Source organism: Caballeronia sp. INML1 (genome assembly GCF_023631085.1).
Classification (GTDB): domain Bacteria; phylum Pseudomonadota; class Gammaproteobacteria; order Burkholderiales; family Burkholderiaceae; genus Caballeronia; species Caballeronia turbans.
Genome location: NZ_JALQDT010000056.1, coordinates 186890 through 201665, shown reverse-complemented (window position 1 = coordinate 201665; position 14776 = coordinate 186890). Strand labels below are relative to the sequence as shown.

Here is a 14776-nt window from a genome sequence, read left to right as displayed (position 1 = left end):
CGCGGGCCGCTGCACGAGTGTAGCCGCGCAGCCAGCGGGGCGTAATTGGCACTTACACCATGCGACGCGCGACGTGCGAGGTCATGCCGCGACGTTGCGCGCCATCATTGCTTCGTCGAAGCGCAGTTCCTTCAACGCGGAAAGCCCGCTCAACACCACGTGGCCGTGCTGATTTCGAACGGTCGTGTCCATCACGAGAATATGCTTGGCGGGCTTTTTCTCGACGACGCAGACGTTGATCGTCGCCGTATCGCCGATATACACCGGCCCGAGAAATCGCAGCTCCTGTCCGACATACGCGAAACCCGGCCCCGTCAGTTCCGTATGCGCCGCCGACACCAGCGCCGCCGTCAGAAGACCATGCACCACGCGCCGGCCGAAGGGCGAGCATTCGGCGAACGCGTCTTCCATGTGCAGCGGATTCAGGTCGCCGGACAGATGCCCGAACGCGTTCACTTCGGCTTCGGTGACCGTATGCACGACCACCTGCGTGCGGCCGATTTCGATATCGTCGAAGCGCAGGAGCGCCGGCCAGTTGTTCGGTTGTGCGCTCATGCGTCTCTCCTCGAAGTCAGTGCAATGCGCCCCTCGACAAAGGCGTCGATCTCTTGCGGCGTATATCCCAGTTCCGCGAGCACCTCGCGGGTATGTTGTCCGTGTTTCGGCGGATGCCGGCGCAGAGGCGGCGCCTCGCCGTCATAGCGCACCGGATGCGCCAGCACGCGCACCGGGCCGGCCTGCTCGTGCTCGAACGACATGATCATCTGATTGTGCGCGACTTGCGGATCGTGCTCGACCTGTTCGTAATCGTTGACCGGCGCGAACCAGATGTCGTGTTCCTCGAAGATGCGCATCCATTCTTCGGTCGTGCGCGTCGTGAGCGTGTCGTAGACAAGGCGGTTGATTTCCTCGCGGCGCATGACATTGTCCTTCGGATGCGTGAACCCGGCGAGTGCGGGACAAGACAGCGCACCGGCGAGCTTCTGGGTCGGCGTGAGCGACATCGCAATGTAGCCGTCCCGCGTCCGGTACACGCCATACGGCGCCGGGTGGAAACGGCTGCCGGTAGGCGGATGCGTGCGCGGCCACAGCGGCCCCTTGTTCATGTAGTACGTGAACGGCTCGATCTGAAGATCGAGCGCGGCGTTGAGCAGGTTGCTCTCGACGCGCGTACCGACGCCCGTGCGCTCGCGCGACTGCAACGCGGCGACCACGCCGAACGCGGCGAGCACGGCGGCATGCTGATCGACGATGGCTGAGCCGACCGGCGTGGGCGGCGACTCCGCATCGCCGGAAAGCATGGTCATGCCGCTCATCGCCTGAAGCAGCAAGTCCTGGCCCGGACGCTTCAGATAAGGTCCGGACGAGCCGTACCCCGTGCACGAACAGTAGACGAGACGCGGGTTGGCCTCATGTACCTGCGCATAACCGAAGCCGAGCTTGTCGAGCACGCCCGGCCGATAGTTTTCGATCAGGACATCGGCCTCACGAATCAGGCGCCAGACGATCTCGCGCGCGGCTTGCTCGCGAAGATCGAGCGAAATGCTGCGTTGATTGCGGTTGCCGAGCAGAAAGAAGACGCTCACGCCTTCGACGAACGCATCCGCCCCGGTCCAGCTACGCTCGAATGCGCCGCCGGGCGGCTCGATCTTGATCACGTCGGCGCCGACATCGGCGAGCATCTGCACGGCGGCTGGGCCTTGCAAGAAGTGCGTGAAACTCAGTACCTTGATGCCTTCCAGCATAAACACTCCCCTCGATGTTTCAGCGCGAATTCACGCGAGCAGCGTGCGCGCGATGATCATGCGTTGTATTTCCGACGTTCCTTCGACAATCTCGAGCACCTTCGCATCGCCGAACGCGCGTGCGACCGGAAACTCGGCCATCACGCCGTAGCCGCCGTGGATCTGCAAGGCCTGGTGCGCCGCCGTCATCGCGTGTTCCGAGGCGAAGAGCTTCGCCTGCGACGCCTGCGTATCGAAGGGCGCGCCCGCATCCTTGAGCGCGGCCGCGTCGTAGAGCATGAGGCGTGCAGCATGCGCATGGGTCGCGATGTCGGCGACCTTGAATTGCAGTCCCTGAAACTCGGCCAGGGGCCGCCCGAACGCGCGACGCTCCTTCATGTATGCGATGGAACGATCGAGCGAGCCTTGCAAGATGCCGAGCGCGAGCGCGCCGATGAGAATGCGGCCCGTGCTGATCTGCGCGAGCGTCTGACGCAGGCCCGCGCCGCGTTCGCCGAGCAGTTGATCGGCGGGAATCGCGCACTGCTCGAAGAACAGCTCATGCGTGATCGAAGCGCGCCAGCCGATCTTGCGCAGCTTGCGGCCCTTGCTGAACCCCGGCGTTCCCTGCGGCACGACGAAGTTGGAAATCTCCTTGCGGCCATCGGGACGCGTGCCCGTCACCGCCGCGATCACCGTGGGGCCGCCTATCTCCGTGCCCGAATTGCTGATGAACGTCTTCGCGCCATCGATGACCCAGCGCTCGCCGTCGAAACGCGCGCGCGTGGCGATGTTGGCCGCATCCGATCCGGCGTCCGGCTCGGAAAGGCCGATGGCCCCGATCTGCGTGCCATCGAGGATGGGCTTCAGGAAGCGCTCTTTCTGAGCGCTCGTGCCATAGTTGGTCAGCAGGCTCGCGACCGTCGCATTGGCCATCAGCGCATTGGCGACGGCGCAATCCACGCGCGCGAGTTCCTCCAGCACGATGACGAACGACAGCCAGTCGCCACCGCCGCCGCCGAATTGTTCGGGATAGGGCAAACCCGTGAAGCCGAGTTCGCAAGCCTGACGCCATAGCGTGTAGGGAAACGCCTCCTGTTCCCAGAGCGTTTCCGACTGCGGCGCGATTTCCTTTTCGGCGAAGCGTCGCACCGCTTCGCGGATCATCGCGTGCTGTTCGCCGAGCCAGTGCGGCTGCTTCAGGCTTGTCATCATGGTGTGAGCGGTGCCGGGTTGGGGCGCGCCGTGCGCCGGGTGAGCTTCTGTTCCATGAATTGGCGCAGCCCGGCGCGCGCGCCTTCGCTCGAAAAGTTGACCGCGTATTGCGCGGCTTCGAAATCGAGTCCCGCCGACAACGGCATGTCGCTCGCGCGATTCAACGCGCGTTTGGCCATCTCGACTGCGAACGGATCGTAGGATGCCAGCGTCGCAGCAAGGGACTGCACCGCATCGAAAAGCGCATCGGGGGCCGCAAGCTCATGGATGAAGCCGAACGCCTCGCATTGCGCCGCGGAAAAACGCCTGCCGCTCATGATGAAGCGCTTGGCGCACGCGAGCCCCATCTTGGCGACGGCGAGTTGCGTGCCGCCCCAGCCGGGCATCGTGTTGAGCGTGATCTCCGGAAACGCGAAGCTCGCATGATTCGATGCCACGATGAAGTCGCACGCGAGCGCCAGCTCGAAGCCGCCGCCGAGCGCATAGCCGTTGACCATCGCGATGGTCGGCTTCGCGCACTCGTGCAGGCGCAGCAAGGCGCGCTGACCGGCGACCATGTCGCGATAGGCGGCGACGCCATCGAGCGAGACGAGCCGTTCTATATCGTTGCCGGCCGCGAATGCCTTCGCACCGCGGCCGGTGACGGCGATCACGCGCGTGGCGTCGTCGGCCGTGGCGTCGTCGATTGCGGCCGTGAGCGCGGCCAGCATCTCGGGCGTGAATGCGTTGAGCTTGTCGGCCCGATTGAGCGTCAGGAGCCGCAAGGTGCCGTGCTGCGAGGCGAGGACGGGGTCCGTGTTGTTCTCCATGGCCTTCACAGCACTTTCAGGTAAGTCTTGCCCGATGCGACGACCACGCCGTCTTGGCGGGTCACGTCGGCGGCGAACACGCACACGTTGCGTTCCTCGTCCTTGTCCTCGAGCGTCAGGCGTGCGGTAACCGTATCGCCGATGAACACCGGTGCGTTGAAGGTGATGTCATAGCGATACGAAACCGCGCCGGGGCTGGGCGCTTTCTGCGCCATCAACCCCATCACCGTCGACAGAAATCCGACCGACAGGCAGCCCTGCGCGATACGCTTCTCGAAGCGCGTGCTCTTTGCATATTCCTCGTTGAGATGCACGGCGTAAAAATCGCCGACGATGCCGGCAAAGCCGTAGATGTCGTATTCGGAGACGGTCTTGGCGAAATCGGCGGTGTCGCCGATTGCATAGCAATCCATATGAGGACGTTTGGCCATGTCGATGAGTCTTCGTTGTCGGTGGAGATGAACGTGACACGGTGCGTTCCGGCACCGTGCCGCCAGCATGGAAGTCACTTTAAAGAGAGGCCACGGCGAACCGGTAGGACGGTTCGCGCGATCTTTTGGACTTTTTTGCAGCGCTTCGCACGAGGCGCGAGCGCACCGTTAAAAAGTCCAAGAAATTCGAAGACTGGTCCTAACGCATCATCGCCACGATCACAAATACTTGCCTCAACCCGCCGGCCTGTGAAAGTTCATCGTCAGTCAGCATCGGGGCGATGCACGTCACACGCGAGGCGGTGTCCATATCGAGCAAGGAGACAACATGAGTTCGCTTTTCAAAGCGCAGAACATGCTGCGCGTGGCGATGAGCGCAGCGCTCGCCGCGATGTGCGTGGCCGCATCGTCCAGCGCGATCGCGCAGGACAAGGTCGTGATGAAACTCGGCCATACGCTCGCGCCCGACAATCACTATCAGCTCACGGCGCAGGTGTTCGCGAAGGAAGTGGCGACACGCACGCATGGTCACATCGAGATCCAGTTGTTTCCGCAGTCGCAGCTCGGCGGCGAAGTGCAGATGGCGCAGGCATTGCGCACCGGCACGCAGGACCTGATGATTTCCGCGCAGGCGCCGATCGACAACACCATCAAGCAATGGCAGATCTTCGACATGCCGTATCTTTTCTCCGGCATGGACGAAGCCAATCGCGTGCTGCAAGGTCCGGTCGGCCGCAAGTATCTCGACATGATGAAGCCGGTGAACATGATCGGACTCACCTGGCTCGCGGTGGGCGAGCGCAACCTCTTCACGACCAAGCGCCCCGTCACCTCGCTTGCCGATATGAAAGACCTCAAGGTGCGCGTGATGCAGAGCCCCGGGTATATCGCGGGCTACAAGGCGCTGGGCGCGAATCCGACGCCGCTCGCCTATAACCAGTTGTTCCTCGCGCTCTCGCAAGGTCTCGTCGATGGCGCCGACACCTCGCCCGAGCAGTTCGTGCAGGACAAGTTCTCCGATATCGCCAAGCATTTCTATGTGACGCACGTGAACTATCTGCCGGTCGTGCTCGCGATGAGCAAGGCGTCATGGGACAAGCTGTCGCCCGCGGATCAGAAGGCGTTCCAGGAATCGGCGAAGATTGCGGCGGACTACGACCTGAAGGAATACAAGCACGAATACGACGACGCGATCGCCACGATGAAGTCCAAGGGCATACAGGTGACGGTCGTCGATACCGCGCCGTGGGCGCAAGCCACCAAGGCCGCGCGCGACGAACTGGTCGCGAAGATTCCGGACGGCCCGGCGCTCTATCAGGAGATCAACACGGCGAGGCAAGCGTCCGCGGTCGCATCGAAATGACGGACGCGAACGACGGTCGAGGCTCGAACCCGGCATCGGAGATGACACGCATGGAAAAGCTCGCGCGCGGCTTGATGTCGGTCGACGACATCGTGCTGAAGATCAATCTGTTCGTCTGTAGCTGCCTGCTGCTCGGGGCGGTGATCGTGGCCGGCCTCGGCGTGATCTTCCGCTTCGTGCTGCACGATTCGCTGTCGTGGTCCGACGAGGTCTCGGCCTATCTGTTCGTATGGCTCACGTGCCTCGGCGCGGCAGCGGGCGTGAAGCTGCGCGCGCATCCGGAAGTGCGCGTGCTGGCCGATCGCGTGCCGGCCGCGTTCGCGCCGTTGCTCAAGGACTTCACGGATTGCGCGATTCTCGCGCTCGGCGCGGTGTTCATGCTGTACGGCACCGACATGCTGGCGCTGATGGGCACCGAAACCGCCGCGTCGATTCCGATCTCGATGGTCTATCCGTACCTCTCGATTCCCGTGTGCGGAGCGCTGCTCGCGTTTCACTCGCTGGTGCGCATCGTCGTCTCGCATCTCGCGCCGCAGGCGCAGACAGACGCCACGCTGGTCGAGGGCGTGTCGGAACATCTCTAGGATAAACATCATGTGGGCAATCGCTTTTGGAGCAGGACTGCTCGGGCTCGGCGTGCCGGTGGCCATCTGCATCGGCATTGCGGCGACGCTCGCGCTGTCGATCAACGGCACGCCGCTGCTCGTGATTCCGCAGCAGTTGTTCTCGAACCTGAACAACGTCGGTCTGCTCGCCATTCCGTTTTTCATGCTGACGGGCGCGATCATGGACTCGGGCGGCGTGTCGAAGCGCATCATCGAGTTCTCGCAGGCACTCGTGGGCTTCATGCGCGGCGGGATCGGTCAGGTGACGATCGTCGCGAGCATGTTCTTCGCGGACCTCTCCGGCTCGGCCACGGCGGACACAGCCGCGATCGGCTCGGTGATGATTCCGGGGATGGTGAAGAAAGGCTATAACCGCGCGTTCGCGGTGGCGCTGCAATCGGCGGCGGGCTCGCTCGGGCTGCTTTCACCGGTGTCGATGAGCATGCTCGTCTATGCGTACACGGCCAACGTTTCGGTCGGCACGATGTTCATCGCCGGCATCATTCCGATGCTGCTCGTCGTGGCGTCGTTCATGATCGTCAATTACGTGACCGCCGTCAGGAACGACTACAGCGCAGTCGAGCCGTTCGATGGGCGCAAGCTGTGGACGACCTTCCGCGAGGCTTTCTGGGCGCTGCTCACGCCGGTCATCATTCTGGGCGGGATTCTCGGCGGCATCTTCACGCCCGTCGAGGCGGGTGTGGTCGCGGCGGTCTATGTGACGCTCGTGAGCGCGTTCATCTTCCGTACGCTCAAGCTCTCGCATTTCAAGGACATTCTGGTGCGCACCTCGGTGAACACCACGCGCGTGTCGTTCCTGCTCGGGCTGGCGTTCGTGCTCGGGCGCTATCTGATCGAGGCGCAGATTCCGCTCCACGTGGCGAACAGTTTTCTTGCAATCACGACGAGCGCAATCGTGTTGCTGATCCTGATCAACCTGTTCCTGATCGCGGCGCATACCGTGCTCGAAACGATCTCGAGCATCGCGGTGGTGATTCCTGTGTTTCTGCCGCTCGTCGTGCAGATGCATATCGACCCGATCGTGTTCGGCGTGATCGTGCTGATCAACTCGGCCATCGGCATCAATCTGCCGCCGATCGGCTTCTGTCTGTTCACGGCCGCGTCGATCGGCGGCGTATCGGTGGAGAAGGCAACACGCGCGATCCTGCCGTTCATCCTGGCGCTGGTGATCGACTTGTTGCTGATCATCTTCTTCCCGCATATTCCGCAGTTCCTGCCGCATCTGCTGGGCGCGAAGTAAGCGGATCACATTCCACGCAGCGCACGCAGGCGCTGCGCCTCACGTCCGTCCGCGCGGCGCTTCGATTTCGAAGCGCCGCGTTTTCACTCGTTACGCAAGCGCAACCACCGCAATCTCGACCAGCAGATGAGGCGCTGCAAGTCTCGCTTCGACGGTCGCGCGCGTCGGCGCGCAGCCTTGCGGCACCCACGCATCCCAGACTTCGTTCATGCCGGCGAAATCGCGCGTGATATCCGCGAGCCACACTTGCGCGGATACGAGGCGCGTCTTGTCGATGCCGGCTTTCTCCAGAAAGCCGTCGATCTTCTCCAGCACTTTCGCGGTTTGCAGCTTCACATCGGGCGTCGGATCGGCGCAGGTCTGCCCGCCGATGAAGACGAGGCCCGCCGCCTTGACGACGCGGCTCATGCGCTGATTGGTGTCGATGCGAACGATATCGCTCATGAAAATCTCTCCGATAAAGGAATGAAAGCGCCGCACGGGCCGACCGGTCCGCGCGCGGCAAGAAGAAAACGGGTTCAGTGAGTGACGAGTTGCGAGCCGCCGACATCCGACGATGCGGTGTCGAGGCCGAAGCGATCGATGGCGAAGGCATCGATCGAAATCGACGGCGCGCCGTCGACCATCAGTTCCGACACGAGCTTGCCGCAGCCCGGCCCGAGCTGAAAACCGCTGCCGCAATAGCCGAACGAGTAGTAGAGATTCGACGCCCGGCGGCTTGCCGAGATCACCGGCAGTTCGTCTTCCGTAAAGGCCTCGACACCGGCCCATGCGCGATTCACCCCGAGATGGCGCAGATGCGGAAAGAGCTCCGTCACGGTGCGCGCGCTCTTCACGAGACGGATGAAATCCACTTCGCCGTGACGATGTGCGAGATCCGCAATGCCGATCAGCTTGCCGCCGATCACCACGGTGCCGTTGTCGAATTGCTTGAACGAGAGCGGCCGGCCGGTCGCGCCGAGCGTCGCGCGGCAGAACGGCGCGACGCGATGCGTGACCATCAGCATCAGGCCTTCGGGATGCACCGGGACCGGTTCGCCCACTTGTTTCGCAAGCTCGCCGGACCAGGCGCCCGCCGTGACGAGCAGCTTTTCCGCGCTGAAGGTGCCGCGCGGCGTGTGCGCGAGCCAGCGCGCACCGCGCTGCTCGATGCGGCGCGCGGGCGTGCCTTCCAGAAAGCGCACGCCGAGCTTCTGCGCGGCGAGGCGAAAGGCGGTCGTGGTTCTGAACGGCAGCGCGTAGCCGTCGCGCTCGACCCAGATGCCGCCCGTGACGTGCCGCGCGAGTGCGGGTTCGAGTTCGAGCACGGTTTCGCGGTCGATTACTTTCTCATGCGTGAAGCCGTGCGATTCGAGCAGCGCGACGCGCGCGCGGCACGCTTCGAGTTCGTCATCGGTTTCGGCGATCTTCAACTGGCCGGAGGCAACGAAGCCGCCGTCCTCGCCGATCAGATCGGTCATGCCGTGCCATATCTCGCGCGACATCAGCGCGAGCGGAATCTCCGGCACGGGGCGCCCGAGCGTGCGCACGCCGCCCGCATTGACGCCCGACGAATGACGCGCGACGTAATCGGCTTCGAGCACGATCACCTTCGCGCCGCGCCGCGCCAGGTGAAACGCGCTGCTCGTGCCGTGCAGCCCGCCGCCGATGACGAGCACGTCCGCTTCCTGCGATTCGGTTGCGTCATTCACCGGCGAGTTCTCCGAGCGTGAGCGGCTTGATCGGCGGACGAATGCGGTAATAGCCGACTTCGGCGGGCGACACCTGGCGCGCATCGGCGATGACTTCCGTCACCGTGAGGCCGCACATGCGGCCCTGGCACGGTCCCATGCCGCACCGTCCGAACGATTTCGCCTGATTCGGTCCCACGCAACCCAGTTCGACGAACTTGCGCAACTCGCCCGCCGTGACTTCCTCGCAGCGGCACACGATGGTCTCGCTGCGCGGAATGCGGTTGACGTCGCGCGGGCGATACAGGCTGTCGAGAAACGGGCGGATGCGCGTGACATCCGCGAGCGCGCGGCGCAGTCCGGCCGCTTCGGCATCGCGCTTCGCACGTTCGACCGCGCCCAGTTGCGCCGCCGCCGCGAGCCCCGCGAGCGTGCCCTGCAGCGCCGCCGCCTGCGCGCCGCCGATGCCGGCGCCATCGCCCGCGACGAAGATGCCGGGTACATCGAGCTCGCCCCACGCATCGACGTTCGGCGTGAAGCACAGCTGGGCGTCGTCCCAGCGATGCGACGCGCGCAACGCCTGCGTGAACTGCGTATTCGGCACGACGCCCTGATGCAGCAGTATCACGTCCGCCTCGATGCGGTGCGCCGTGCCCTGCGTCGTGAAACTGAGCGCCGCCGCATGTTCGACCCGATCCGCGCCGAGGCGCGATTCCACGCGCAGATCGTCGGCTGCTTCGAAGATCGGCACGCCCGCCTCGCGCAGCGTACGGATCAGTTGCAGGCCCTTCGAGAGAAACGGCCACGCGCGCAGCGCCGAGAGCAGGTGGCGCTTCGCGCGCCAGCGGTCTTCGTGGCGCGTGGTATCGACGAGCGCGCGGATCGGCACGCCGGCGCGCACGTATTGCCAGCCGAGCAGATACAGGAGCGGGCCGCAGCCCGCGAGAACCGGCGGCGCGGCGGGCACTTCGCCCGCGCTCTTCAAAAGGATCTGCGCCGCGCCCGCGGTCAGCACGCCGGGCAGCGTCCAGCCGGGAATCGGGAAGGGGCGCTCGAGCGCGCCGCTCGCCAGAATCACGCGCTGTGCGTCGAAGGAGCCGATCTTGCCGTCTTTCAGGAAATTGACGCCGCGCTCGCGCGTGACCTGCCAGACGCTCGCGTTCGTGAGGTGACGCGCGCCGGATGCGGCGAATGCTTCCGCGATGGCGGCGCCCGCCGCGTAGTCCGGCCCGAGAATCTCCTTGCGGCGCGCGTCCGCCTTGCCGATCGCCCGATAAATCTGTCCGCCGACGGCGTCCTGCTCGTCGATCAGCACCGTTTTCAGGCCCGCGCGGGCGGCGCGTGTCGCGGCGCTCATGCCGGCGGGACCGGCGCCGATCACGACGACATCGACGGCTTCCGAAGCGAAATCAGCGGCCATGCGCGTTCTCCAGCGAGGCGTCGATGGGCGCCGCGGGCGGCAGATCGCGTGCGCCTTCCTGCGAACGCACGCGCATGCCGGCTTTCACTTCGACCATGCAGCTCTGGCGGCTCGGCACGCCGTCGATTTCGACGAGGCATTCGAAGCACGCGCCCATCATGCAGTAGGGTGCGCGCGGCGCACCGGAGACGGGCGTCGCACGAAAGCGCGAGATGCCCGCCGCGAAGAGCGCCGCCGCGACGGAGCGGCCCGCGGCCACGGTGAGCGGTCGGTCGTTGAACCAGATTTCGATGGCTGCGGCGCCTTGCTCGCCCGGCAGCGGTTTGAAGAGCGTATGGATCGTCTGGGAAGTCATGGCGAATTCAGTGAGCGGGAGTCAGTTCCGCGGCGTTTTCAAAGCGGCGCGCGGAGAAGCTGGGCAGTTCGTCGGGCATCGGCGCGCCCGAAATCCACGGCGCCACGCGCAGCGCATGCGCGGCCGCGAGCGTCACGCCGCTGTGGCAGGTGACGACGAACGCACCCGGATGCGTCTGCGAGCGGTCGTAGATCGGAAAACCGTCGGGGCTGTAGACGCGCAGCGCGGCCCACATGCGCACGAGGCGCACGTCCTTCAGCATCGGGAAGGCACGCACGCCGCGCCGGGCGATGTCGGAGAGCACGTGCGTCGTCGTGAAATCGTTGAGGCCGACTTCTTCCATCGAATCGCCGAACTGCACGCTGCCTTCGTCGGTCTGGCGCACGTTGAGGGTCGGATAGTGGAGAAACGGCGCGACGCGCTCGGTCACCAGCACCTGGCCGCGATTGGGCGCGACGGGCGCATTCAGCCCGACGAACGGCGCGAGCGCGCGATTGCCGAGGCCGGCGGCCAGCACCACGCGGGCCGCGCGATATGTCCCGCGCCTCGCGTGGACCGTGAAGCCGTTCGCGTCCGGCACGATGCGCTCCGCGCGCTCGCCCGGAACGAGCCGCACGCCGCGTGTCTGCATCGCGGCATGCAGGCCGCGCAGCAGCTTGAGCGGATTCACGTGACCGTCCATCGGCGTATAGCTCGCGCCGATCACGGCCGGCCCGACCTGCGCAATCCGCTCGCGCACTTCGGCGGCGTCGAGCATCTGATACGGGTAGTCGCCAAGCTCGGCATTGAGCGTCGAAAGGCGTTTCTCGCGATCGGCGAGTTCCGCTTCGTTGAAGCAGAAGTGAAAGCCGCCCGGCTGACGCAAGGCCACGTCGATGCCCGTTTCCGCGAGCAACGCATCGGCGAAACCGGGCCAGCGCACGGCCGACGAGCGCGACCAGCGCGCGTAAGGCGAGAGGCCGTAGCCTTTGCCCTGAATCCACACGAGGCCGAAATTGCCGCGCGAAGCGCGAAAGCCGCCGTCGTCCTCGTCGAGCACCGTCACGCGCGCGCCTTCGCGGGCGAGTCCGTAAGCGACGGCCGAGCCGACGAGGCCGCCGCCGAGCACGAGCACGTCGGGGCTGGCGGAACTTGAAAGGGTCATCGGGCTTCTCCGATCAGAATGCGATCCAGCCCGACCATGCGGTCGAGCAGCATCATCAGCAACACGGTGCCGACGATCAGCACCGCCGACACCGATGCGACCAGCGGATCGATCGTCTGCGCGATCTGGTTGTACATGGCGACGGGCAAGGTGGTGGTGCCGGGCGTCGCGACGAAGATCGTCATCGTCAGCTCGTCGAAGCTCTGGATGAACGACAGCACCCATCCGCCCGCGACGCCGGTGCGGATCATCGGCAGGACGACGCGGCGAAACGCGGTGAAGCGGCTCGCGCCGCACGAGAGCGCCGCGCGCTCGGCATCGCGATCGAGGCCGACTGCCGACGACAGCGCGAGCCGCAGCGCATACGGCAGCACGATGATCACGTGCGCCGCGACGAGCGACCAGAACGAGCCGGACAGATGCAGCAGCGACAGGAAGCGCAAAAACGCGATGCCGAGCACGACGGCCGGAATCATCATCGGCGAAAGGAAGAAGCTCGTGAGCGCGGCGCGGCCGGGAAAGCGGTAGCGCGCGATGGCGAGCGCGGCGGGCACCGCGAGCAGCACGCCGATGGTGGCCGCGGCGAAGGCAAGACGGACCGACAGCCAGAACGCAGAGACGATGTCGCCGTTCTCGACGATCGCGCGGAACCAGCGCAGCGACGCGCCGTCGAAGGGCATCGAAATGAAGCCCTTGTCGGTGAAAGCCACGAGCATCACCACGACCAGCGGCGCGAGAATGAAGGTCAGGAAGCAGGCGTTGAAAGTGAGCCCGAGCCAGCCGTTTTCTTTCATGTTCGTTCTCCGCTCAATCGAAAATGTGCCGGAAGCGGCGTTCCGCGAGGCGGCTGCAGCCCATCACGATCGCGACGTTCGCAATCAGCAGCAACACCGCGATGCTCGCGCCGAGCGGCCAGTTGAGCGTGCCGAGGAATTCGTCGTAGGCGGCGGTCGCGACCACTTTCAAGCGTCGTCCGCCGATCAGCGCCGGTGTCGCGAACGCGGAAGCCGACAGCGCGAATACGATGATCGACCCCGAGAGCACGCCCGGCATGATCTGCGGCAGGATCACGCGGCGAAACACCGCGAGCGGCGAGCCGCCGAGCGAGCGGCCGGCCCATTCCATTTGCGGGTCGAGCTTTTGCATCGTCGCCCAGACCGACATCACCATGAAGGGCACGAGCACGTGTGTCAGCGCGATGATGACCCCGGTCATCGTGAAGACGAGGCGCACCGGCTCGTCCGTGATGTGTAGCGCCTGCAGCACGTTGTTCAGGACGCCGTTGTTACCGAGCAGGATCTGCCAGCCGAGCGTGCGCACGACCACCGAAATGAGCAGCGGGCCGAGCACGATCAACAGACACAGCGATTGCCACGGCCGCTTCATGCGCGCGAGCACGATGGTTTCCGGCACGCCCAGCACGATGGACAACAGCGTGACCGCGAAGGCGAGGCCGGCGGTGCGCAGGAAGATGGTGCCGTAGTACGGGTCGCTCACCACTTCCCAGTAGTTTCCGAGCGTGAAGCTCGGCAACACGCCGGCCGTGTCGCTGAACACGCGAAACGACAGCAGCAGCGTGAGCAGCAGCGGCACCAGCAACAAGCCGATGAACAGCAGCAGCGCGGGCCCCGACAACAGCCACGGCGCGGCGCCGGGACGGGCGTCGTCAAGCGTGGCCATTCGCGTTCTCCCGGATATCCTGCGTGAGCACGCGCAGATCGTCATCGGTCCAGTCGAGGCCCACTTCGTCGCCTTCCTCGGGCGGCGGCGCGCCATGATTCGGCTGTGCGACACGCAGCTTGCCGAGCCCGGTTTCGACTTCGAGCAGCCATTGATTGCCGACGAAAACACGCGTCGCGATGCGGCCGCGCACGCGGGCGTTCGCCCCATTGCCGTTCGCAAGGTGGACCTTCTCCGGGCGGATATAGACGTTCACGGCGCCATCGACGTGACGGCCTTCGTGCGGCACGTGCAGCGTCGTGCCGGCGACATCGACGATCGCGCAGCGCGGATTGCGCTGCAACACTTCGCCGGCGAACGCGTTGGTGCGGCCGAGGAAGGTCGAGGTGAACTGCGTGGCGGGGCGCTCGTAGGCGTCGTAAGGTGTGGAAAGCTGTGCAATGGCCCCGCGATGCATCACCGCGATGCGGTCGCTCATGGTCATGGCTTCCACCTGATCGTGCGTGACGAGGATCGTCGTGATGCCGAGGCGCTTCTGGATGGCGCGCAGTTCGATATGCATTTCCTCGCGCAACTTGGCGTCGAGGTTGGACATCGGTTCGTCGAGCAGCAGCAGCTCGGGCTGCATCGCGATGGCGCGCGCGATCGCGACGCGCTGGCGCTGGCCGCCCGACAGTTCCTTCGGAAAGCGATGCCCGAGCCCCTTCAGGCGCACGAGCGCGAGCGCTTCCTCGACGCGCTCTCCGCGTTCCTTGCGCTTCACCTTGCGCATCTCCAGCCCGAAGCCGACGTTGCCCGCCACCGTCATATGCGGGAAGAGCGCGTAGCTCTGAAACACCACGCCGATGCCGCGCTTTTCCGGGCGCTCGTTCGTGATGTCGCGGCCATCGAGCAGGATGCGGCCGGTGGTCGGCGTGACGAAGCCCGCGACCATTTGCAGCGTGGTGGTCTTGCCGCAGCCGGACGGGCCGAGCAGCGACAACAGCTCGCCGCGCTCGACCGAAAGATCGAGCCGTTCGATCGCCGTGAAATCGCCGTAGCGTTTCGAAATGCCTTGCAGAGTCAGAAAGGCCATGCGCCTTGCTCCTTCGTCACGTCA

General features: G+C 65.1%; 16 protein-coding genes. 3 read left to right on the top strand and 13 right to left on the bottom strand.

What is annotated here, in order from left to right; translation table 11 throughout:
• Nucleotides 1-81 precede the first annotated feature (81 nt).
• From NCR38_RS21965 to NCR38_RS21945, 5 genes are read right to left on the bottom strand one after another with little or no spacing between them, the layout of a single operon-like run.
• Nucleotides 82-555: a MaoC family dehydratase gene (locus NCR38_RS21965; protein ID WP_061118960.1), complete on the bottom strand. Its 474-nt coding sequence runs from the start codon at nucleotides 553-555 to the stop codon at nucleotides 82-84.
• On the bottom strand, nucleotides 552-1745 hold the full coding sequence (locus NCR38_RS21960; RefSeq protein ID WP_061118961.1) for a CaiB/BaiF CoA-transferase family protein: 1194 nt from the start codon (nucleotides 1743-1745) through the stop codon (nucleotides 552-554). The genes NCR38_RS21965 and NCR38_RS21960 overlap by 4 nt, the downstream gene beginning before the upstream one ends.
• Nucleotides 1746-1775: 30 nt before the next feature.
• A complete protein-coding gene (locus tag NCR38_RS21955; RefSeq protein ID WP_086961182.1) occupies nucleotides 1776-2939 on the bottom strand; it encodes an acyl-CoA dehydrogenase family protein in 1164 nt (387 codons plus the stop codon).
• Complete coding sequence (locus tag NCR38_RS21950; protein WP_061118962.1) at nucleotides 2936-3748, bottom strand: enoyl-CoA hydratase/isomerase family protein; 813 nt, start codon at nucleotides 3746-3748, stop codon at nucleotides 2936-2938. Before NCR38_RS21950 ends, NCR38_RS21955 begins: the two co-directional genes overlap by 4 nt.
• Nucleotides 3749-3753: 5 nt before the next feature.
• A complete protein-coding gene (locus NCR38_RS21945; RefSeq protein WP_061118963.1) occupies nucleotides 3754-4179 on the bottom strand; it encodes a MaoC family dehydratase in 426 nt (141 codons plus the stop codon).
• Nucleotides 4180-4507: 328 nt separating this feature from the next.
• On the opposite strand from NCR38_RS21945, the gene NCR38_RS21940 reads away from it, so the two are divergent.
• The 3 genes from NCR38_RS21940 to NCR38_RS21930 are packed head-to-tail and all read left to right on the top strand — an operon-like array spanning nucleotide 4508 to nucleotide 7408.
• Entirely contained in the window at nucleotides 4508-5542 is a 1035-nt protein-coding gene (locus NCR38_RS21940) for a TRAP transporter substrate-binding protein (RefSeq protein ID WP_250477589.1), read from the top strand.
• Nucleotides 5543-5592: 50 nt separating this feature from the next.
• A complete protein-coding gene (locus NCR38_RS21935; RefSeq protein WP_061119076.1) occupies nucleotides 5593-6126 on the top strand; it encodes a TRAP transporter small permease in 534 nt (177 codons plus the stop codon).
• A 10-nt stretch (nucleotides 6127-6136) separates the two neighbouring features.
• Nucleotides 6137-7408 carry a TRAP transporter large permease gene (locus tag NCR38_RS21930; RefSeq protein WP_061118965.1) on the top strand — a complete coding sequence of 424 codons (1272 nt, stop codon included), beginning with the start codon at nucleotides 6137-6139 and terminating at the stop codon, nucleotides 7406-7408.
• A gap of 90 nt (nucleotides 7409-7498) precedes the next feature.
• Here the strand turns inward: NCR38_RS21930 and NCR38_RS21925 are convergent, their stop codons facing one another.
• The 8 genes from NCR38_RS21925 to NCR38_RS21890 form a co-directional block, all read right to left on the bottom strand.
• The gene (locus tag NCR38_RS21925; protein WP_061118966.1) at nucleotides 7499-7852 is read right to left on the bottom strand and encodes a RidA family protein; all 354 of its coding nucleotides are present in this window, start codon (nucleotides 7850-7852) and stop codon (nucleotides 7499-7501) included.
• A 74-nt stretch (nucleotides 7853-7926) separates the two neighbouring features.
• Nucleotides 7927-9099 carry an FAD-binding oxidoreductase gene (locus tag NCR38_RS21920; RefSeq protein ID WP_061118967.1) on the bottom strand — a complete coding sequence of 391 codons (1173 nt, stop codon included), beginning with the start codon at nucleotides 9097-9099 and terminating at the stop codon, nucleotides 7927-7929.
• Nucleotides 9092-10498: an NAD(P)/FAD-dependent oxidoreductase gene (locus NCR38_RS21915; protein ID WP_061118968.1), complete on the bottom strand. Its 1407-nt coding sequence runs from the start codon at nucleotides 10496-10498 to the stop codon at nucleotides 9092-9094. The genes NCR38_RS21920 and NCR38_RS21915 overlap by 8 nt, the downstream gene beginning before the upstream one ends.
• Entirely contained in the window at nucleotides 10488-10853 is a 366-nt protein-coding gene (locus tag NCR38_RS21910) for a (2Fe-2S)-binding protein (RefSeq protein ID WP_250477588.1), read from the bottom strand. Before NCR38_RS21910 ends, NCR38_RS21915 begins: the two co-directional genes overlap by 11 nt.
• A 7-nt stretch (nucleotides 10854-10860) precedes the next feature.
• A complete protein-coding gene (locus NCR38_RS21905) occupies nucleotides 10861-11997 on the bottom strand; it encodes an FAD-binding oxidoreductase (protein WP_061118970.1) in 1137 nt (378 codons plus the stop codon).
• Nucleotides 11994-12791, bottom strand: coding sequence for an ABC transporter permease (locus NCR38_RS21900; RefSeq protein WP_061118971.1), 798 nt, complete (start codon nucleotides 12789-12791; stop codon nucleotides 11994-11996). Before NCR38_RS21900 ends, NCR38_RS21905 begins: the two co-directional genes overlap by 4 nt.
• A 13-nt stretch (nucleotides 12792-12804) precedes the next feature.
• Nucleotides 12805-13677, bottom strand: coding sequence for an ABC transporter permease (locus tag NCR38_RS21895; RefSeq protein WP_061118972.1), 873 nt, complete (start codon nucleotides 13675-13677; stop codon nucleotides 12805-12807).
• Nucleotides 13664-14752, bottom strand: coding sequence for an ABC transporter ATP-binding protein (locus NCR38_RS21890; protein ID WP_250477587.1), 1089 nt, complete (start codon nucleotides 14750-14752; stop codon nucleotides 13664-13666). The genes NCR38_RS21895 and NCR38_RS21890 overlap by 14 nt, the downstream gene beginning before the upstream one ends.
• Between the last annotated feature and the right edge of the window lie 24 nt (nucleotides 14753-14776).